12 protein-coding genes and 2 pseudogenes are annotated in these 22,167 nt (G+C 43.6%); all 14 read right to left on the reverse strand.

Going from position 1 to position 22,167, the window contains the following annotated elements:
• Window positions 1–88: 88 nt before the first annotated feature.
• Window positions 89–631, reverse strand: coding sequence for an RNA polymerase sigma factor (locus NSB03_RS02675; protein WP_024986385.1), 543 nt, complete (start codon window positions 629–631; stop codon window positions 89–91).
• A gap of 241 nt (window positions 632–872) precedes the next feature.
• Window positions 873–1,985, reverse strand: a complete 1,113-nt coding sequence (locus NSB03_RS02680) for a glycoside hydrolase family 88/105 protein (RefSeq protein WP_024986386.1) — start codon at window positions 1,983–1,985, stop codon at window positions 873–875.
• 18 nt (window positions 1,986–2,003) lie between these two features.
• Window positions 2,004–4,208 carry a glycoside hydrolase family 3 N-terminal domain-containing protein gene (locus NSB03_RS02685; RefSeq protein ID WP_024986387.1) on the reverse strand — a complete coding sequence of 735 codons (2,205 nt, stop codon included), beginning with the start codon at window positions 4,206–4,208 and terminating at the stop codon, window positions 2,004–2,006.
• Window positions 4,209–4,223: 15 nt separating this feature from the next.
• Window positions 4,224–4,988, reverse strand: coding sequence for a glycoside hydrolase family 35 protein (locus tag NSB03_RS02690; RefSeq protein WP_024986388.1), 765 nt, complete (start codon window positions 4,986–4,988; stop codon window positions 4,224–4,226).
• Window positions 4,989–4,995: 7 nt separating this feature from the next.
• Window positions 4,996–7,725 (reverse strand): DUF8487 domain-containing protein, encoded by a 2,730-nt coding sequence (locus tag NSB03_RS02695; protein ID WP_024986389.1) that lies wholly within the window; start codon window positions 7,723–7,725, stop codon window positions 4,996–4,998.
• A gap of 20 nt (window positions 7,726–7,745) precedes the next feature.
• Window positions 7,746–8,033, reverse strand: a pseudogene (locus NSB03_RS02700) (acetylxylan esterase); the annotation flags it as partial.
• 25 nt (window positions 8,034–8,058) lie between these two features.
• A pseudogene (locus NSB03_RS02705) lies at window positions 8,059–8,466 on the reverse strand (glycoside hydrolase family 2); the annotation flags it as partial.
• 156 nt (window positions 8,467–8,622) lie between these two features.
• Window positions 8,623–10,680 carry an alpha-galactosidase gene (locus NSB03_RS02710; protein WP_024986392.1) on the reverse strand — a complete coding sequence of 686 codons (2,058 nt, stop codon included), beginning with the start codon at window positions 10,678–10,680 and terminating at the stop codon, window positions 8,623–8,625.
• Between the two features lie 81 nt (window positions 10,681–10,761).
• The gene (locus NSB03_RS02715) at window positions 10,762–12,324 is read right to left on the reverse strand and encodes a hypothetical protein (RefSeq protein ID WP_024986393.1); all 1,563 of its coding nucleotides are present in this window, start codon (window positions 12,322–12,324) and stop codon (window positions 10,762–10,764) included.
• A 13-nt stretch (window positions 12,325–12,337) separates the two neighbouring features.
• Window positions 12,338–13,909: a hypothetical protein gene (locus NSB03_RS02720; RefSeq protein WP_024986394.1), complete on the reverse strand. Its 1,572-nt coding sequence runs from the start codon at window positions 13,907–13,909 to the stop codon at window positions 12,338–12,340.
• A gap of 66 nt (window positions 13,910–13,975) precedes the next feature.
• A complete protein-coding gene (locus NSB03_RS02725; protein ID WP_135037866.1) occupies window positions 13,976–15,262 on the reverse strand; it encodes a SusE domain-containing protein in 1,287 nt (428 codons plus the stop codon).
• A gap of 26 nt (window positions 15,263–15,288) precedes the next feature.
• A complete protein-coding gene (locus NSB03_RS02730; protein ID WP_024986395.1) occupies window positions 15,289–17,232 on the reverse strand; it encodes a RagB/SusD family nutrient uptake outer membrane protein in 1,944 nt (647 codons plus the stop codon).
• A 12-nt stretch (window positions 17,233–17,244) separates the two neighbouring features.
• The gene (locus tag NSB03_RS02735) at window positions 17,245–20,631 is read right to left on the reverse strand and encodes a TonB-dependent receptor (protein ID WP_024986396.1); all 3,387 of its coding nucleotides are present in this window, start codon (window positions 20,629–20,631) and stop codon (window positions 17,245–17,247) included.
• A gap of 155 nt (window positions 20,632–20,786) precedes the next feature.
• Complete coding sequence (locus NSB03_RS02740; RefSeq protein ID WP_024986397.1) at window positions 20,787–21,902, reverse strand: FecR family protein; 1,116 nt, start codon at window positions 21,900–21,902, stop codon at window positions 20,787–20,789.
• Window positions 21,903–22,167 lie beyond the last annotated feature (265 nt).

A 22,167-nucleotide genomic window follows, 5' to 3' on the forward strand; every position in this document is an offset into this window, starting at 1 on the left:
CTTCTTTCTATTTATAAAGACGCAGAGGTTGAATTTATCTATAGGGCTAATTCCCACTTTTTTTCTTTCAGTGCTGTTTTTTTCTGAATCACCCGCCTACAAGTCTCTTTCGCAAAGCATTCATAGCATACCCTATATGGTAGTTCACTGTAGGAAGTGAAATTTGCAACATATGCGCAATTTCCGCATAAGGCATTTGTTCCAGTTTTGCCAGGAAGAATACATGCTTGCACTTGGGCGGCAAACTATTGATTGCTTCATTCAAACACTGTATCTCTTCGCGCGAAAGCATATCATCCATCGGAGTCTGCATATCGGGGAAAGAGAAATTCTGAAGTTCTTCAAAAGAGATCTCCTGATTACCCTTCACCTCTTTACGCAAATAAGAGATTGATTTACGATAAACAATCGTATTCAACCAACTCGACATACTGGCAATTTCCAAAAGCGTCTTACGTAGTTTCCACACTTCAAAGAAAACATCGCCTACCACTTCTTCAGCCATTTCCTTATTACCAAGAATACCAAAGGCATGATAGTATAACCTCTTCGAATATCGGTTCATAAAACTGTTAAAAGCCAGTTCATCCCCTTTGGAAATCAACAAAAGTTCTCTTTCCAGGTCTTCCATTTAATTAGATTACTATTTTATATATTGACAGGCGCAGAATTCTTATGTATTATATAGGTCAAGTCCCATAATATTAACTTTCTTTATCAATTGGCATATTCTCCCGCAACAATGAAAAGAAGTATATCATCACTCGGTAAACGAAGTTTGATATAGTTCTTCCACACTTAACAGCTACCATCTGGTTCTTACAGAACGAGCTTTTTAGTTTTGCTACAGTTCTTCTCCATAAAGACACAAATTATCTTGCCATTTTATAGATTTCATTGCCCGCCATCAAGAAAGCACCGACTCCATAAACTTCCGTCATATCACGGGTCACTTTCTTCGGGTCGGCACCGATTTGCTGTACGTAACCCAGTTTTCCATCCGGTTCTACAGCCGATAACAATGCCTTCCATCCCTTTATCATCACAGGAAGATAAGTCACCTTATCCAATAACCCCTCATTGATGCCGTAAGCAATGGAATAAACAATAAAAGTTGTACAGCTAGTCTCCGGTGACGGATAAGAAGCAGGGTCTAACAGACTTGCGTGCCAGAATCCATCAGGATGCTGCAATCCGGCAACACGTGTAGCCAGTCTCACAAACAGTTCCTCATAGAATTTGCGGTTCTTGTCTTTTCGAGGTAACTCTTTCAATATTTCAACCAGCCCACCAAGCACCCAACCATTACCACGACCCCAAAAGACTTTCTTTCCATTAGCTTCACGCTTATCAAAATAGCGCCAGTCACGGTAGAATAGATTTTCTTCCTTATCGAACAAGTAATCATAAGTCGACTTATACTCACGGTTCATAAACTTGATGTATTTCTTGTCTCCGGTCAGCATATACAGTTTGGCATATACAGGAGGAGCCATGAAGAGGGCGTCACACCAAGTCCAGCGTTCCAAAGTTTTCAAGTCACCTTCCACTAATTTGAAACTGCCTCCAGAAGGATGATTGATAATCCATTCCGTACGAGCCAATGTTGGTACAATCATCGCTTCATCCTTATATTTGCGATATAAATCCAAAAAGGATTGTGACACGGCAATATCATCAGCATGATAAAACCGTTTGTCCGGCTGCCAGCAATTCCGGCGACCTATACGGATAAGCCACTTATAGTAAGTATCATCACCGTCTTCTTTTTCAGCCAATTCCGCCCAATCCACCATGCCGACATAAAGAGCGCCTTGCGGCCAGTTCAAGTCGTCATGTTCAGGGGCGGGGTGTGGATTGGCAATCTGCCAATCCGCCACCTTTCGCATGATAGACTTAACTTCGGACTTTTGGAAAGGGATTTCTACCGCTCTCACGAAAACACTGCATAAAAGGTATGCGCCTAACAAGAATATCTTTCTCATATTATCAATTCTTTACTTTCAGTCTATCAATTCCAATTTCACCTTTTTATCCTTCACTTGTACATAATAAGTACCTTTTTCCAAAAAGCGTTTACCGTCTCCATCAATAAAGCCCAAGTCACGTAATAAATCCACTTCAAATCTGAAAGTTCTGGTTTCACCGGCCCTAATCGTTTGCTTCTCAAAATATTTCAATTCTTTTACCGGACGGGTAATCGTTGAATAAGGGTCTGTAATGAACCAATGGACAGTTTCCGCACCATCCCTGTCGCCTGTGTTGGTCACCGCAACTTCTACTGACAGTTTATCTCCCCTTTTTAGTTGAGTAGCAGATGCCTTGAGGTCGCCATACTCAAAAGTAGTGTAGCTCAATCCATGTCCGAACTCATAGAGCGGTTCTATCGTCAGGTCTTGATACTTGCCCTGATGAGGACGGGCACTCTGCCGCCGATTATAATAGATGGGAATCTGTCCGGTTGCATACGGAAAAGTAATGGGCAACTTGCCGGAAGGATTGATTCTTCCTGTCAAAATGCCCGCAAGCGGTTTGCCTCCGGCAATGCCCGGTTGCCAGATTTCAACAATGGCGTCACAAACCGGCTCCAGACGGCAAAGTTCCAACGGACGTCCGTTGGAGAGAATCAGCACAATCGGTTTGCCGGTCTTCTTCAGTTCCATCGCTAATTTCTCCTGTATCTTCGGCAAGGCAATGGAAGCGCGCGAAGCATTCTCCCCGCTCCAGTTCCGCTTTTCACCTAGACAAAGCAGGATGACATCCGCCTTCCCGGCCGTAGCGACAGCTTCGGCAAAGCCCGATTCATCCTTACCGTCAAAGTCGCATCCTTTGGCATACAGCAGTTGTGACGGGTCTTTCAGTTCCAGTTTCAGCCCGTCATAAATTCCTACCACATCACCGTCCTTGCCGTGAGCCGTCCAGGAGCCTAACAAGTTCCAGCGATTTTTACCTAACGGGCCTATGACCGCCACCTTTGTATCCGCCGCCAATGGCAAACGTTTCTCCTTGTTCTTTAACAGCACAAAAGACTCTTCCGCCAATTTCTCTGCTATTTTTATATCTTCCGGCTGCAAGAAGCGCTCCTTTTCTGTCGTCTCTCTTATGTAAGGATTCTCAAACAAGCCCAGGCGGAACTTCAAACGAAGGATGCGGCGAACGGCATCGTCCACAATCTCCATCGGCACCTTGCCCTCCCCTACTAGTTCTTTCAGGTATTTGTCATATCCGCGGGACATCATGTCCATATCCACGCCTGCCATGATTGCTTTTTCGCTGGCTTCCTTCAGGTCTTCCGCTGCTCCCTGGGAAATCAACTGTACTATGGAACCCCAATCCGAAACTACAAATCCGTCATGCCTCCAACGACCTTTCAATACCTCTCTCATCGTATAATGATTGGCAGAGGCGGGTACACCGCTTATATCATGAAAGCCACTCATCAGGGTAGCAGCACCCGCCTTCACTCCCATTTCATAGGGAAGCATATAGGTATCCCAAAGAGTCTGCGGAGAGATTTCCGTATATACGTAGTCACGTCCCGCTTCCGAAGCTCCATAACCGATATAATGTTTCAGGCAAGCGGCAATATGCTCCCCGTCCGCCAAATTATTACCTTGATATCCTTTCACTGAAGCGACAGCAAAAACTCCGTTCGTATACGGGTCTTCCCCATATCCTTCGGAAACGCGCCCCCAGCGAGGATCGCGTGCCACATCAATCATCGGCGAGAACGTCCAGTCCAGTCCTGCCAAACGCGCTTCCTTGGCAGCCATGGCGCAAGCTTTCTCAACCAAAGCCGGATTCCACGAACAAGCCTGCGCAATGGAAATCGGGTAAACAGTACGGAATCCGTGAATCACATCGTGCCCGAACAGTACAGGTATCCCCAACCGCGACTCTTCCATCGCTTTCTTCTGTATGTTGTTACGCAGGCGGGGACTAGTGCTATAATAAAGAAGCGCACCGATTTCCGCAGGGATATTCTTCACCTCCTCACCAATATTGTTCGCGTTCGTATTCCGTCCCGCAACATACTGGCTCAGTTGAAGCACTTTCTCTTCCATTGTCATCCGCAAGAGTAAATCCTCCACACGCTTCTCCGTCGGAGCTTTCGCGTCTTTATATACGGCAGGCTTCTCATTCCTCGCCTCAAGCATGCAAAACGCCGTCCAAAGGCACACCCCACACGCTATCAACCTTTTTTTCATCATGGTTTCTTTCATTTAATTAAATATAGCTTTATCTGACAGGCGCATGGTGCGCTTGCCGTTACTTTTCAGTTCAAAAACGGTCAGGGAATTTGCCCCCTTTTGCAATGTTTCTGCTGGAAGTTGTATAGATTGCTGCGCATTCTGTTCCCAGTAAGAGCCCGCATAATGTCCGTTCACCCATACTTCTCCCATTCCCCAACCGGAGACATCCAGATAAGTATCAGCGGGGATTTCTACTGTAAAAGTCCCTTTATAGAAACAAGGGCGACCACCGTCCGTTTGTGGTGCGAAAGTCAGTTCACCGACTGCACAATCGCGTACTGCCAAAGGAATCATTCTCCAATTCCCTATTTCCGTATCCGACAAGGTGATACTGCCAAAAAGCCCTTTGGAATTATCCAATATCTCCGGCCCATAGGTGATACGGCCGATATTTTCCGCATATAGTTGCAAGGTGTGCTTGCCTGCAAGCACCCGTAAGGGGATTGCTTTCTTCTCTTCCGTCATCCATCCCTGTAACTTTCCATCTACATATACGGCGGCATAGTCTCTTACATTTTCCACCATCAATACCGGGTTCTCCTCCTCTGCCGTGATTGTGGCCTCATAAAGGGCGTATCCGAACTCAATTCCCAACTCATTCATCGGCAGCAATTCCTCTGCCTCCTGCACTTCTCCGTAAATTTGCTCCAAAGAAGCCGTCTCCGACATCTGTATTTCCTGTGCCGATACAGATGTCAGAAACAAAAGACTTAGAATAAAACTAAAACTTCTCATTCTTTCCCTATTTTCTTAAGAACGATTCTATAAACGACGCTTCTACATCTACTTGCGGGTTGAAGCGGTCACTCTTCACATAGCGGTCGATACTAACCAGCAGTTGTTGAGTGGCAGGCCGTTTCTCCATTTCTTTCTTTGTATCCAGTGCCAACACCATCAGCTTCCCATTTCCTATTCTGGCTTCAAAACCGATTCCCAGTTTGTGGTTAGTTTCATAACTGTCTATCACCTGAATGAACGGACGCAACTGACGTGGCGCCTCATCCATTTCGATTACTTTGGCATGCGTTAAGATGTCCCACCATTGCCAGTCAAGGTGTTTTTCCGTAATGAAATCGTCGAACATCGCCTTGTCTGTATGAATCAGACAACCCAGTGTCATCGGTTTCCATTTGAACATGATAGGATTCCAGAAATGATTATGGAAATTGGAACTACGCCCTATAACCTTAGCCGGCATGGGGCATAGGACAACTTTCCTTCCTTCTTTAAGGAATTGTTTAGCCCTGTCGTCAAATACCGTCGTATAGAGAACATCCGCCGTAGACTGCATCAGTTCTTTCAGTTCCCGACGAGGATATACCCAAATATCCCAGCTATTATTGATTGTATTATTCACCGATAAATGAACAGTCAGCTTTTGAGGAGCGGTGATACCGTTAAGTGCATAACTAAATTCTCCTGCGGAAAAAACACCATGATTACCGATATTTTGTGTTTTTAGCTTTCCACTTTTCAGCACCTTGCCGTCCGCATCTGTCACCCACCACTTAAACTTAGCGTTTTTCAGGGCAGAGGGACTATAATTATAGATTTCCGCTTTTCCTGTGAATACGTCATCGTTATAGTACGAACGTTTCGAAAAACGCAGCAGAGCCACAGTCGGAGCACAGAATTCCCGGAACTTCTCCGGTGTAATTAGTCCTTTAGAATTCCAGAAAGGATCGAGGATACCGACAGGCGCATATCCTTGCCCCGTAAAGTCATTAATAGACAAAAGCTGGAAACCGGATTTCAGATAAGTACGCAGTTGAGCTTCAATCACGTCTTTATATTCGAGTACGGTTTGCGCACCGGAAACCTGATAGAAATCATCTGCCTGATCCAACATGCCATGTGCTTCCAAAGAATCACGATACACTTCAAAATTGCGTGCTTGTACAGGGCCGGTAAAGTTAGGAATCTCCTTAAAATTAGGATAGATGCAGCGTTGTCCCGATTCATGGGAAATGACAGGTACGTCAATACCCAATTCTTTGTTTTTATCCCAGTCGGTAGATGGTCGTCCTTCATAAATAGCCATGTGACCTTTAGTAGTCTGGTGAGTGATATAGAATTGGTCGGACTTGACACGGGTACGGGCCGTCGAACCGCTATACAGTCTGCGGCTGTCAGTGGTACGTCCATAATGAGTAAGTTCTTCGATAAAATCAAAATTACCGGTAATCTCATTACCATTGCAATAGAGAACAAAGGAAGGATGATTGCCATACTCTTTCAGAATGGCTTTCTGCTCGCGACGGAAGAAATTATAACGGGCTTCGTCCGGTTCAGCATCTTTTCCCCACATCGGCATTTCCACTTCAAGATATACTCCCAATTTATCAGCCACCCGAAATGCAGCCGCAGGCGGACACCAAGAATGAAAACGCATGTGATTCATTCCATAGTCTTTCAGGATAGTCAGCACACGTTCCCAAGACGCATCATCCACCGGCGCATAGCCTGTTTTAGGGAAGACAGCGTTCTCTACTGTTCCACGTAAGTGTATCCGGTTACCATTGAGATAGATTTTATCCTTATCCGCCGTTATTTCACGCATTCCGAAAGTAGTAGAACGGCTATGTTGATAGTTTGCATTGTCAGCACGGATAGTCAGGTCACATTGCAATGTATAAAGATTGGGAGTAAATTCATCCCACAACCGGACATTCTTTCCTAATGCGATAACATCTTCTACATAAAAGACAGAATCATTTCCACTGACGGTTATCTCTTTATTCAAATCATACGAATTGCCTGATATTGTAAAAGCCGCTTTTCCGGTAACAAGTTTATGAGTATGATTCAGTATTTTCATTTTCACTTTTACCGAACGGTCTGACACATCCGGATATAACTGCATATCATCAATGTACACAGGGTCTACAGCCATTAACTTCATTTCACCCAATATGCCATTCCAGTTGATTTGCGTAAATTCGGAATGAGCATGATCCCATTTGTGGGTATCATACTGATAACGATTGTCAATACATACGGTAATAACGTGTGTCTTACCCGGTTTCACAAAATCTGTCAGTTCATGATTGTGAGGAACACTGACATAATCAATCTTACTAACCTCTTTCGTATCCACATAAATGGAACTTAGCCAATGTGTCCGTTCAAAATACATGAAGATACGTTTCCCTTTCCATTCCTTCGGAATAGCAATCTCACGTTGATACCAAGCCGGCCCCATGTATTCATATACACGGGTCAGACGGTCAATATGCCGATACGGAGATTTGTAACCTATCTTGTAATCATCCGTAATGGCCGGCAGGACAATCGATTCTTGCAAACGATGTATATAACGCACATCCAACGAACCACGCCGGAAATCCATCACATCCGTCTGAAATCCCCACTTACCGGATAAATCTATTTCCTGCGTCTGCGCTTTCAAAGGTGATAATTGGGTTATCAGCGCAAATGCAACAAAAACTAACTTTATAAACTTGTTCTTCATATAAATATCTATTAGTGATCTTACTTCAAATGTTTATCGGCAAACTTCACAAACTGCGTCCAGTCATACAGATTAATATCATGTTTTCCCGAACGGATATGATAACCTATAGTGCCTGACAATACAGGCTGATTGACAGCCGGCATTTCTTTTACCGGCAATCCCGGCAGCCCGAACAACTCATAAACAGGAGAGGCATATACACCGGAAAGAAATTCCCCTTTCGGGTCAGCCCAGCGGTCTTCTTCCGCACTGGCAATATAGACCGGACGGGGAGCCATCAGAGCAATCAATTCATGCTGGTCGACAGAGCGAAGCCCTGTTTCATGGGCCGATCTCTGCCCCATTCAAATAAACACGGCAACGATAGCTGACAGCTCCGAAATAAAGGAACTGACGTTTATGTGTCAAACGCTTTGCATCAAAATGACGTGCATACCATACTGTGCCTTCATAGTATTTAAGCTCCGGCGTTTGTGAATTTCAGTCACCGGGAACATTCAGCCGCAATCCTCCTTGAAAAGAATATTCATAGAAATCAGTGTTGCCTTTAGGACTTTGATTTCTATATACCTTCATTCCCCGACCTTGGTCATACAAGTCAATGATAGCATTCCATTTGCCGTTTAAAGAACGAATATCCCGACCATATACATTAGTTATCAGGTTTTGAGCTACTGCATTCCCTACAAAAAGGATAAACAGCAACATACACACGATTGTCTTTTTTCTGATTTGCATTAAATTATCTATTTACAATATTAATATTCTTCTAACTATCAACGATTTACGCTCACGCTACTGAGTATATATATCCAGCATGGTGAGTATATATATCCAGCGTGGTGTATCTATATACCCACCACGCTGGATATATATGGCCTGTAAACAGGATAATTATCTTATTTCATAGCGATATAGCATAAAGTCATTCTTCTCAGGTAGAGAGACTTTTATTGTTCCTTTTCTGCCGACAGTCGTTACCATCAGTTTCCCATTCCCCAGTATCGGCGTACACATAACTTCTGCACCTTCGGGCAACCATGTTTCCACCCATGTCTCCTCCCGTGCATTATCTTCCCTGTAAATAAGGAGATAACCGTTTTTTGAATGACAAAGAGACTGAAATCCAGTCCACGAGCGCCCCGAAGGCTCTTCTCCAATCGGTAAAATAGTTCCTTGATGGAAATCATACTGCACTTTCTTATACTTCTCCATTAAGTCTTTAATGCCAAATGCTTCTTCCGGCAAGTTGGAAGCCTCAAACCATGCCAATGGTTGCCCCGCCATGGTGGTCGCAAACAAATATTCAAAAGAATATCGGTGCGGGGCAAACGGATCATCTCCATATTTCTCCGTATTTCTCCATTTATTCAGAAACTCGATTTGTAATTTCTCTACCGGAACATATTTGGACAGCATCCACAGGTTGCGAAGCGTCCAGTACGGATAGTAATTCTGCCAATCCGTATAACGGTTCTCTAAAAAGATGTTTCCATATTCGTTGAACATATGATAACCTCCCCGCCGACTGGCTGTCGCAGCCAAATTGAACATGACTTTATTATCCGTTTCCGCCAATACTTTATCAAACAAGTTCCGGAGATTAATCTCCGCTTTCTTGGTAGGAATAGTCAATCCGTCAATCTTAAAAATACGGATACCATATTCACGATACAATCCTATCAGTGTTTCGGCATCTTTCTCCCAGTCGACAAAATCATTCTGCACACTCGGATTAAACCACAAACCAATTTCAATGCCCAGTTTCTTTCCTTTCTTTACTATCGGAGCCAATCCGCGGGGATATTTGACAGGATCCGGTTTCCAATAGTCCTTATTGTCCCAGATATTCTTAAAAGAACCTTTAGCTACCGCTGAGTTCGGACTCTTGCCCACCTGCCATCCATCATCTATTTGAAAATGAGTGATTCCCAGTTTTGCGGCACGTTCCAACTCTTGCAGGCAAAATGCTTCATTGACTTTTGTGTCCTGACTACGGTCGCCCCAAGTGTTCATCATAACCATTTCATCACGATTCCGGAAATGACGGCGAATATTCTTTTGGTAACTGCGGAGCGCTGTCAGTGCCTGCAATTCACCCTCGCCATATACCCCTGTGACGCAACTATATGTTCTTGTCCATGTATCTTCCTGAATATCCTTTTCAGTAATTCCCAGTCCTGTAATCATGAATTTCCCGAATTCTGCGATGAAATCAGCACCTTTATAGGCTAACTGGACACTGGAACAAGGGGATTCTTTCAGAAAGAAAAAGCCGGTGCCTGCTTCCCCGTTTCGAACAAAGAGCAAATTCCCCCGATAACTGTTTTTACGATAGGCTATAACATCCCTCTCTGCCAACAAATTGTTGTTCCAATCTGTCACATCCCAAAATTCAACAGCCTTGGCATGCCAATGCTGCCCTTTAAGATATAATTGATCCAAAATAGCCGTAACGGATTTGGATTTCATGTCTTCAACGAACTCGATGTTTTTCCGGTCAGCCGCATTTTCTTCCCGTCCGCCAAAAACGCTGTTAACACTCCCTTTCAGATAAGTGTCACATGCTATGGCCGGACAACCGTCATATATACGATAAATCCGTTGTATATCCAATGTTCCCAAAGAAAATGTAACTATCGTCTTCAAGTAGGCCGGATGAATATCAGTCGCAGCCACCTTTTCTACCCGACAAGCTCCTTTGGAAGCTTCCCGGGTATCTTTGGAGATAAAGAAGTCCGGTGCCTGCTTTACCGTGAAAGTTGTTTTCCGGTTTGCCTTATCGCTCAGACTATAAGTGACAAGATTACCGTCATTCCAAATGAATTTTCGTTCAATACACTCATTTCCAATCACTAATGTATCTCCCTTCAACTCACTATAGCAGGTTTTCTGTGCATAAAGAGAAGACAGAGTACAGGCCAAGGCCAATACTATCAATAGTTTTTTCATGGTTAAAAAGTTATTATTATTTCTTCAAGGTACATGAATCCTGTAACCTTTCGTTAACCCCATCAAGTAGCTGATTGCCTGTTACCTTACGGTTACTTCCTGCAATTTAGCCCATCCGGCATTCAACATGTTCTCCGGCACAGCCATTTCCAAGCCGATCGCATTATCCTTGGTAGTATCAACAAGCCCCACTGCCCAATAATAACTCCCCGGAGTTACCCCTTTGAGACGTAAATCAAAAGTGTAAACTGCAGGGATACCTTGCATCCATTTGGATAAGTCTGTCTGTTTGTCCACAAACACCTTCTGCACCCTATTCCGACTGTCCATCAGCGCGAAAGCCACTTTATATTTTTGGTTCCATTGCGGAATATTGGTAGGGCAATATCCCCAGCCAAGATTATTCCAACGGTGTATAATCCGAAGTTTCTGATTCTTTGCCACATCTGTAGGTAAGGAAATCATATCCGGATAGAGACGATAGCCGCCTTCCGAAATAAACTGTTGCACAAGAGGGAATGTATTGTGAAACCACGATTCCATTTCACCCACACGGAAGTCCATCATATTGACACGCGCCTCTTTACTATCATCGAATTCTCCCTGACGCACATCTTCGGGATGTCCCTTCCGATAATTGCGGGGATCCACCCAAAAGCTGTGGATTTTGCCTGTAATCCATCCGCCTTCCATCAGTATGGGGCGAACGCCGAAATATTTCTTGGCAAAGTCACGTTCCCATTCACCATAATACAGCCCCATACCGAATGCGTCATGACGCAAAGAATATCCTTTTTCAACTACTTCATCAAGCAAGAACTCACTGTCAAGGTCATACTTATTATCGTCCCAGTCCTTACCGGCACCCACAAAACGATGATAGTTGATGACAACCGGAACGTCTCTGAATGCTTTCAGATACAAGTCTGCCAGCCAGTCAAGTACAGGTTTACGGGGCTTTTCATCTCCCGTAGAATAAAGCGTAGTGTGATACTCGCCCCACTTTCCCAGACCTGTTCCGTCGATAAAGTCCACCTCGTCAGGATTGCCAAAGTCTTTGGCTAAAGCCCAAACGAATTTTTCATAATACTTTTGAAAAATAGGGTCATCAGGATAAGGTGACCATCTTCCTCTCCACACGAAGCCCTTCGTACCAGCCTCCCGCACAAAGTCGGGCGTAAAGTCATAGCCTTTATCACGGCTGTCGACCACCACCCTGAAAGCAAGACGCATTTTTCTTGCACGTGCTCCCTCAATCAGCATTTTCAGCATGGGATCCGTATTCCAGCCATAAACGTTTTCTTCAGGATTCAACTTCCTCCAACTGGTACGGATATAAAGAGTATGGGCATAATCGGACACCTTTACCGTTCCCACACCGGGTACCTGCATATTGTCACACTTCTCCCAGAAATCTTCCTTCACACCGGGGGTGGCATAAAGCACCCAGCCGGTTTGTGGGTTACGCAACAAGCGCTGCCTGTCTGGTTCTATTCTTATTATCTTGTTATCCCGTGCCAAGTTCTGCTTCAAGGTTCCGGCATCCGACCCGCCGCTTATGGCAGCGGCTTGAAGCGCAAACACCCCTAAAAACATAGACACCAAAAGTCCTGCTCTCATTTTATCTTTAATCATACAACTCATCATATGTATTTACTTATTTTACCATAAGTGTCTGTAATTTCAACCAACCGGAATCCAGTAGGTTGGCATCCTTGTTCACGGCCATTTCGAGTCCGATTTCATTGTCTTTGGTAACATCCACCAAACCTACCGCCCATGAATAGGCGCCAACAGAAACGCCTTTCAGATTCAACTTGGTGGTATAAGTAGTCGGGGCTTCCTTCAGCCAAGTCGACAGGTCGGTTTGCTCGTCCACAAATATCTTTTTCACTTCATTATTATCATTCAGCAATGCAAAAGCCACTTTATATTTCTGATTCCAAGTTCTGATATTAGTAGGACAATATCCCCAACCCATATTGCGCCAGCGGTGAACAACAGTAACATCCTGACCACCATTTGCCGAAACAGGCAAAGAAACCATGTCCGGATAGAGACGGTAACCGCCTTCCGCTATAAAGCGTTGCACATAAGAGAAAGCTTTTTCAAACCACGATTCTGTTTCTCCTAGACGGAAGTCCATCGTATTGACACATGCCAGCATGGAATCTTCAAACTCTCCCTTGCGGACATCTTCGGGATGACCTTCCCGATAACGATAAGCATCATCGAAATACCAATAACGGTGCGTGTCGGTCACCCATCCACCTTCCATAATGATAGGAAGCTTATATCTGTACTTCAAGGCAATATTTTTCTCCCAATCTTTATAATAGCCACTCATACCAAAAGCATCGTGACGCAGGATGTATCCGTTATTGAGGGCTATGTTCAGCAACGGCTCCGCATCAGGCGGCACTGTTTCCTGCCAAGAATCCTGATAAGTATCGCCCAACATACGGTGATAGTTGATCACCAGAGGCACTTTCGTGAAATGACGTGCATACAACGCTGTAATCCACTCCATTACCTGAAACTTATTTCCATCGTTAGCATAAATCATAGCGTGCGACTCTCCCCATTTACCCAATCCGTAACCGTCAATAAAATCTACCTTATCGGGGTCATTGTATTGGCGGGCAAAAGCCTCGATAAACTCTCCATAGTGCTTTTGGAACACTTGGTCATCAGGATAAGGACACTTATTGTTTGCTGTATTATACCATTTACAGCCTTCATCGAATACGAACTCAGGAGTATTCTGTTTTTGGTCGCGCCCATCCACCAGTACACGCAAGGCGATACGTAATCCTCTATCATGTACACTTTTAATGATACGTGAGATATCGGAGCTAGGGTCATCCCAAGCATATTTTCCCTTTTGGGGCTCCAATGTCTTCCAATTCGTACGCAGGTAGCAGGAAGAGGCGTAATCGGAGACTTTTACGTATTTTGCCAAATCAGGCACATACATGTGGTCATAGCCTCTTTCTTGCCAAAACTGTTCGTTTTTCTCACGTGCCAGATACAGTACCCAGCCATTCAGAGGATTCCGAAGAACACGTGTCTTATTAGGGTTAATCCGCACCGTTACATTCTCGGCAGGGAAACCTTCATTGCCGGTGTTTCCCGTTTCACTTTCACTATCCGAGCAGGCGACCGACACCATGGAGGTGAAAAACAATGCCCCTAAAGACATTGCTGCATATTTCCAATTTATCTTCATTCGTTTATTCTTTTTAAAAAGGGTGTACTGCCTTTCGTGCAGGGCAGACACCCTCTTTGGATTACTTTAATTTTCACTCATATATATACGTTGATTTCTCAAGTCTACAATAGTGAGTATATTACCCATAAGCCAAGTAAAATGAGACTCACGTTGCTGTACTGAATGTCCCATTCCAATCGGCGTCCAAACATTAAGCTGCAAGGGCACTTTTTGCTTGAAATTAGGATTATCACGCTCCTCTTCCGGTACTACGGGACCGATACTCCATGAGAAGTTAGGACCACCCGGGAAATTCGGATTTATAGCTTGAACATTGAGAACAAACTTGCCATTTTCCTTTTTACCCGGCTCTGAACCCCAATCTGATACCCAGGTAGTTTTACCTACAAGAATCTGAGGATCGGCTAAACTCTGTTTAAAATGACCGTCTTTCAAATTATTTGTCCACTTGGTTATGTCTCCATACGCCCAAAGATTCGTAACCTCTACCCTATACGGTCCACCACCCGATTTATCCGGGAATTCCGCAACATACGGCTCCAGTTTCTTGTCAGGAGAGTAGATTTTCAGTTTGCGGGTCTGCGTGTTCAAGATGACACGATATTCACCGTCTTTAGGTAAGTTAAGCATTGTAGGCTCATCACCCAATACAACATCTACCTCTTCACCGTCTATCCAGTTATTAACGCCTTCTGCCAACTGAATATAAGTGTCGCCCTGTTCAGTTTCCAAAGCAATACCCATCTCACCTTGTACTAAGTCTTGCACAAATGCATATTGGAACTCATTCTCCATGGTTTTGCTCATTACCAGCTTATCATTGTCGGTAGAAGTGCCGGAAAGAACAATGCGGTTTGCTTCCCATACCAACGGGCGGTAAGGACGCACATTTACAGTAACGGTACGTACCTCGGGCTTGGCGTAGCGAGGTCCGCCTTCCCACTTCGCAATGACACGAAACTGTACGGGCACTACTTTGGAGTAGTTCTGTCCCCACTTATCCACCAGCAACATTTGTAGTTCTTCGGTAGTATAGCTTTTATTAAACACTCCATAGTCCTCATCGACACGCACACAGGTTTCAAACCCGCGTCCTTCGATATCTATTTTAGTCACATAAGAGATGACATAGTCTTCGGGCATCTCACGAGCCGGTGTCCAGTCAAAACTCAGTGCCACGTCATTCGGTCTGTCCCTGTCCAGTTCTATATCCGTAGCCGAAACAGTCAGTTCCATCGTCTCGCCGGGGTTGGTGAGCCACGTCAGGTCGGCTTCCTTCTCTTCCTTACATCCGCCAAGGGCAAGCAGAGCCACCAATGGCAGAGCTTTATAAAATAGTTTGTTTCTCATACTTCATCTTGATTTTATAGTGTGAATCAATTCATCCAACCCGGCATCTGTTTCAAGTTCGGGTTCTTGTCTATCTCATTCTGGGGTATCGGCCACCAATAGCTTTTGAACTTACGAGTCTGATAGCGCACTCGTTTATAAAATTCATCTCTATTCCCCTTTTCAGCCAGCATATTCATGCCATAGAAGTTACCGTCCAACACATCTTCGGCCTCTTTCCAACGGCGCAAGTCGAACCAGCGCAAACCGCCTTCGCAATTCATCTCCACTCTTCTCTCGCGACGAATCAACTTACGCATTTCTTTCGGATCAGTTGGAATTTCGAGACCGGAAGTTCCATATTGCGGAATGCCGGCTCTTTCGCGAATCTTATTGATGTATTTCACAATATCTGCCTTGTCGACATCGTAAGTGCCTTTTGCCATGCTATATTCGAGCGCAGATTCCGCATAGCTCAGGTAGGCCTCCGCAAGTCGGTAGAGGATGCCTTGGCGTGACTTATAAGTACCGGTATTCGTTGAATGAACGAACGTCGGGTCTACATGCTTCCGAATCAGATAACCGGCTGACGGGTTATCGTGCGAGGGCTGGCCGTCTTCTCCATTAAAAAAGAAATTCGTTGTTTTTCCTTTTCCCCAATGATACTGTTCGTTGTAGACTACCGAAATATAGAAGCGGGGTTCACGGTTGCAATACATATTAAATGTGTTCTTCGGAGCTACCACATGAGAGTCACCGCTGGCCTTGCTACCCGCTACGGCATAATGCCAGTTAGTAGCACGTACATCATCTTCGGTCGAGTAACCTGTTTCGCTGTATGCAGATTCCGGGTTAATGTCAACCGTTTGTGTATTGCCACTGTTGTTATATCCTAAAATAGGCATTTTACCGTTCTTCATAAAGAAATCGTCCACCAGCAACTGAGTAACACCTAGCGAACCAGACCCACCGGCACCACGAGGAAGAGCTTGGTCGTCAAACCAACCTGCATTATCCTTAGTACGCGGGAAAATAATTTCCGTATTGCCTTCCTTATAACGAAGCATCATCATGTTCTGATAAGAAAGGAACGGATCAATAGTTACTCCATCAGACAAATATTCCTTATATAAAGCGTGTCCCGCTTTCTCGGCTTCGTCAATCAGCAGTTTATTGGCGTCTTTCGCCCGTTTCCAATGATTTTCATTGAAAGTGGAATTAAAGATTTTCACACCATCTACATTGGTCATAGCTTGCATTTCGGGGTCCATTCCCTTCCCGTCAGGACTGGGATTCACCAACTGACTGGCGGCAAACGTCAGCAGACGGGCGCGGATAGCAAGGCAAATCAGCGAAGTGATACGACCGTATTTATTTGCTTCATCATAAGATGCAGGCAATTGTCGGGAAGCTTCCAGCAATTCGTTGGCAGCCCAGTCTACCACTGCATCGAAAGGTTCTTGTTTCAGCAACAAGGATTCACCCGATAGTTCTACAGCCGCTTCCCGAATAATAGGAACTGCTCCGTACGTCATCGCCATCATAGCGTGGTAGTAAGCAATGAAAAAACGACACTCCGCTTTCATATAATTAACCTCCTTTTCAGATACATCAGACAAAGGATGCGCATATTTAATCAAAGTGTATGCTTGACGAATTGCCTTTGGATACTTATCCCAATAAGTCACTACTCCCGGACTGATAGGGGTCCAGTTTCCATTCTGATATTGAATCGCCTTAAATCCCTGTGACTCCCACCCTACAGAAGGTGCAAGTTCGTCACCAATGGCGTCCGGACCGTCATAAATATAAAACTCCGGCATTACAGAATAGAGATAGGAAAGCCAACGTTCCAGATTGCCCCTGTTGGAAAATACATTCTCCAATGTCAACTGGTCATCCGGCATTTTGTCCAGATAATCAGAGCATGAAGTTAAAGGCAATACACCCAAAACGCCCAATAATATATATGTAATAATTCTGTTTTTCATATCATATTTATTTTAGAAAGTAATGTCAAAACCTACTGATACTGATTTCATAGCCGGATATTTAGCACCGTCACCGGTTGCCAGCTCCGGATCCCACAGATTGAACTTTGAGAAGGTTAGCAGGTTCGTTCCACGTACGAAAACACGGGCATTGGAAATCACAAACCCTTGCAACCATTTCTTCGGACAGGAGTATCCTAATTCTAAATTTTTCAGACGCAAGAAACTCATATTGCGCAACCACCAAGTAGACTTCTGGCTATTATTGGCATTCGGTCCGTAATCGGCACGCGGATAGAATACATCCTGGCTTTGGTTATCCACCGTCCAACGATCTTGATAGTTATCAAAGATATTATACATAGACCCCTTATTGGATGCCGGCATAATATTGGAGGAAAGGATGCGCCAAGTGCGCCCGATGCCCTGGAACATAGCTCCAAAATCAAGGTCTTTCCAACGTAAGTTCAGCCCGAACCCGTAAACGATTTCCGGATTCTCGGTACCTCCGATAGCCATTTGGTCATAAGTATCGATAACTCCGTTCTTATCGAGATCCACATATTTAATATCACCCGGGCGAACTTTTGCTGTAAAAGTTTGGGTAGGAACACTCTCTTTCAGAACTCCGTTTTCCACATCTACAAAATCATCTTCTGTAAACAGACGGTCGTGGACATAGCCGAAAATCTGCCCTACCGGATGACCGGTTTCAGCACGAGTTGTTCCAATGGTTCCCAAAGGTTCATCTTTGTCGATGATTTCATTATGGGCATAAGTGAAGCTACCCATCAGACCGATAAAGAAGTCTTTACCGATTTGCTTGTTGACGTTCAATGTCACTTCCGCTCCTTGATTCTTCACTTTACCACGGTTGCCCCATGGTTTTCTATAGAAACCGGAGGTAGCAGGAATAGAGTTCAACTCTACAAGGATGTTGTTACGGCGTTCGTCGAAAAAATCTACCTGAAGGTCTACCATACCATTGAACAGACCCAGTTCCAAGCCAACGTTGGCTTTGTTTACAATTTCCCAAGTCAAATCAGGAATACCGAAGTCACCCTCTACCATGTTATTACGTCCATAATCTCCGTCCAAGCCCCAACGGTATAAGTCAGGCACATCATTCCATTGATCAAGGATAGTGGATATATAGGCGAAACGACGTCCTTTCAGATTAGCATTACCTACCTGTCCGTAGGAAGCACGCAACTTCAATTTAGAAATCGTGTTGCGAAAAGGCTGCATGAAAGGTTCTTCCGAAACAATCCAGCCAACAGCAGCCGACGGGAAGAAACCATAGCGTTTTCCTTTGGCGAAGTTTTCAGTACCGTTGTACCCAAAATTGAATTCGGCTACATACTTTCCACTGTAGGTATATGAAGCACGTCCGGCCAATCCCTGATTACGGTAAGGCAGCGATTCCCCCTTATCGTAATGGCGGCGGTTGAAGAGTAGCATGGCAGATACGGCATGTTTGTCAGCAAAGGTACGGTCATAATTCAAGCTTGCTTCCATATAGATACTCTTGTCACCATATTCTGCCGATTTGGAAGTACCCAAGAAGTTACCACCTTGTTGTTTTTGGGCCAGAATCAATTCGCCCTCTTCGTTTCTGCCGCTAGCGGCATTCCAATATTCTATTTTCTTGGAACGAGTCACTTTGCCGGTAGAATAACGGTCAAATGAGAAAGTTCCTTTTATTTTCAAACCGGGAGTCAAAAATTTCAGGTCTTGCTCCAGAGAAAATAGCGTCTCAATCTTACTGGCAGTAGAACGGGCGAAACCGCTCTGAGTCGCCATTGCCCAAGGATTACCTTCTTCCTGCCAAGCAGGAATCTCACCGGATGAATAGCGAGTGGGAAACATGAACGGAGTAAAACGAAACGCACGGCTGAAAATTTGGTCCGTACTTTCAGGTGAAGAGTTACGATCCTGAAGATATCCCCCGATATTAAAACGAACTTGAGTGGTGGGAGAGAGTTTCAAGTCAACATTGGAACGTACATTGTAACGTTGCAATTTGATAGTAGGATCCCAATCCAGGCTCTTGTCGCGTGTAAGAATGCCACGTTCGTTGTAAACCGCAGCCACAAACGAATAACGCAAATTTTCCGAACCACCGGATACATCTACTGTAATACGTTGGTTGGCAGCATGGTCTCTAGAAATAGCATCAATCCAATTTACATCAGGATACAAATCGGGGTCATATCCCGCACGTGTTTTGGCAATCCGGTCGGCATACATCGGAGACTGTCCGGTATCATCCAATACATCATCCAGCAACTGCATATAATCGGCAGCCCCGATATAGCTGGGAAGTTTTATCGGTTGCGTGAACGCAAATTCCGATTTCACCACTACCCGAGGCTTACCCACATGTCCGCGCTTGGTATTAATCAAAATCACACCATTCGCACCACGTACACCATACACTGCACTGGCAGCCGCATCTTTCAATACGGAGAAGGACTCAATTTCTTCCACATCAATATTATCCAAGCTACGCTCGATACCATCCACCAGCACCAATGGGTCTTTACCCACATCCTGAAAGGTACTGATACCACGGATCCAAAACGAAGAGTTATCGTATCCCGGTTCTCCGGAACGCTGCACACCAATTACACCTGTCACTGTGCCAGCCAAATTGTTACTCAATGAACGGGAAGTAGAAACATTCAATTTTGCCGGTTCAACAGTTGTGATAGAACCCACTACAGACTCTTTCTTTTGTGCGCCATAAGCCACAACAACAACTTCATCTAACTGACCAACATCTTCTACCATTATCACATTCAGTACTCTACGATTATTGACCTTTTCGTCTTTCGGTACAAAGCCAATATAGCGGAAGGAAAGTTCAGCATATTTATCCGGCACAGCAATGCTATATGCACCATTCATATCCGTTATCGCATTCACCGTAGAGTCTTTTTTCATAAAGATTGAAACACCAATCAAAGGTTCACCCTTCTCATCGGTAACGTTACCCACAATCTTAAAACCTCGAACTTGCTTTATCGCAGGAACCTGTTCCGGCACTGAAATCGTAATCTGTCTTCCCGACATTTTATAATTCAACCCCGTTTTTGAGAACAGCTCATTTAATACAGCGTCTATTTTCTTATTGGAAACTGAAATGGAGACTTTGTTATTCAGATTCTTTTTCACATTCTCTGAATAAATAAATATGTACTTACTATGTTTCTCGATATAATCTAAGATATCTTTAACCGTAGTATTCTCATATTGAACTGAGAATAAATCTTCTTCGGAGTCCCAACTGATAGAATTTGCCCCGAATGAAGAGAATGGAATCATAAAAAAGACGTTTATTATGCAAAAAAGCTTAAGTCTTTTCTTTAGATGTGAAAAAATAGTTTTCTTTACCATAAAAATTTCTTTTTAGGTTAACAATTTTGGATTTATTGATTTAACGAAGGAATTAATATCGGGTAAATACGCCAATATTTATCCGATTTTTTGTGTGTCATAATATTATTTGTTCTCCATAGGCATATATATTCAAAAGATTAATTAATAAGTTACTATTTATTCAAGTATATACTAGTATCACTTCTTTCTATCGTAAATGGCAATGTCTGCCGAATACATTCAATCACTTCATCTATATCATCCTTTAAATCGAGTTTTCCATAAACTTTCTCACTACCAACACTGGGATCACATTGTATGGATATACCATAGTAAATACTTAGTTTTTGAATAATCTGAGACAATTCATTACCATTCAATAACATAATTCCATCTACCCAGCTAATATATTCAGCTACATCTACCCTCTTTTGGGAAGTTATTGCGCCATCAGCTATATTCAACAAATCATTAGGGGTCAATTGTGCCTTTTTCTCATTTTTATCAGTCACTTCCACAGAGCCTTCTACCAACACGATATTAGTTGTCCCTCCTTTATAATTGGAAATACTAAACTTTGTACCTAACACTCGTAAATTAAAACCATCCGACTCCACGATAAAAGGATGTTTCTTATCATGAGCAACCTCTAGAAACACCTCTCCCTGAGCATATATCTTACGAATGTCACCTTTAAAACGACGAGGATAAACGACTTTAGACTGAGAATTTACTACTAAACGAGTCCCATCTGACAACTCTATTCTTGCTCTCTTTCCAGGAGGGACAAGCAACTGATTATATTCTTGTTCATCCCTTGCCTTTTCCCCTTCTTCTTTAATAACCTGAGAATTAACCGCAACCTTTCCTTCTTTTGAATATTTGATAAAGGCATCTTCGTCTAAGTTCAATTGTTCTTTAGCAGTTATAAGAGTTACTTCATCAACAGCCTGGCTATCCATTCCTTCTGCAATAGCCTGCAAATCAACATCAACAATAGTTGTTTGATTCAGAAAATAAATAGTTGATATACAAATCAAAACAGAAGCAGCAATAGAAACGGAAGTTATCAATAAATAGTTCCGTCTGCGTTTCTTTTCACCTTCTCGTATTTTTATGCGCGTTTTCTCTATAATGGAAGAAGCATTAATTTTTTCTTGTTCGCAGCTTTCCCAAAAGAATCTCAACGTCTCACCTTCAGGCGTAGTGGTAAAATCATCCTCAAGTTTTTCCTGAGAATTCAGTTTACCAAATAATCCTGCAAGGCGAAAGTATTCTTTCAAGTTCATATTTTTTTTTAATGTTGTTCTATTATTAAAGACGCAACCTCAAAAAAAATCTCCTAACCTAAAACAAACTTTTTTTCAATTTTATCAAAAGAAATACGAAAAGCAGAATAATACAGCCATCAAACGTCCGCCAATCAGAGATATAATATAAGAGCCTGTTTAAATTCTCTTCAGTCATAATATTATAACTCTTACCCCAGCTTTTCTTGTCGCGTCCGTCTGTAGTTGGCGGAAGGGGTATTAACAGTTGCGCTCTTGGCTATTA

This window comes from Bacteroides acidifaciens, assembly GCF_024623065.1.
Classification (GTDB): Bacteria; Bacteroidota; Bacteroidia; order Bacteroidales; family Bacteroidaceae; genus Bacteroides; species Bacteroides acidifaciens.

Bases quoted from the DNA above. Each gene is read 5' to 3' on its own strand.
- NSB03_RS02675 (WP_024986385.1), bottom strand. From the start codon at position 631: ATGGAAGACCTGGAAAGAGAACTTTTGTTGATTTCCAAAGGGGATGAA.
- NSB03_RS02680 (WP_024986386.1), bottom strand. From the start codon at position 1,985: ATGAGAAAGATATTCTTGTTAGGCGCATACCTTTTATGCAGTGTTTTC.
- NSB03_RS02685 (WP_024986387.1), bottom strand. From the start codon at position 4,208: ATGAAAAAAAGGTTGATAGCGTGTGGGGTGTGCCTTTGGACGGCGTTT.
- NSB03_RS02690 (WP_024986388.1), bottom strand. From the start codon at position 4,988: ATGAGAAGTTTTAGTTTTATTCTAAGTCTTTTGTTTCTGACATCTGTA.
- NSB03_RS02695 (WP_024986389.1), bottom strand. From the start codon at position 7,725: ATGAAGAACAAGTTTATAAAGTTAGTTTTTGTTGCATTTGCGCTGATA.
- NSB03_RS02710 (WP_024986392.1), bottom strand. From the start codon at position 10,680: ATGAAAAAACTATTGATAGTATTGGCCTTGGCCTGTACTCTGTCTTCT.
- NSB03_RS02715 (WP_024986393.1), bottom strand. From the start codon at position 12,324: ATGAGTTGTATGATTAAAGATAAAATGAGAGCAGGACTTTTGGTGTCT.
- NSB03_RS02720 (WP_024986394.1), bottom strand. From the start codon at position 13,909: ATGAAGATAAATTGGAAATATGCAGCAATGTCTTTAGGGGCATTGTTT.
- NSB03_RS02725 (WP_135037866.1), bottom strand. From the start codon at position 15,262: ATGAGAAACAAACTATTTTATAAAGCTCTGCCATTGGTGGCTCTGCTT.
- NSB03_RS02730 (WP_024986395.1), bottom strand. From the start codon at position 17,232: ATGAAAAACAGAATTATTACATATATATTATTGGGCGTTTTGGGTGTA.
- NSB03_RS02735 (WP_024986396.1), bottom strand. From the start codon at position 20,631: ATGGTAAAGAAAACTATTTTTTCACATCTAAAGAAAAGACTTAAGCTT.
- NSB03_RS02740 (WP_024986397.1), bottom strand. From the start codon at position 21,902: ATGAACTTGAAAGAATACTTTCGCCTTGCAGGATTATTTGGTAAACTG.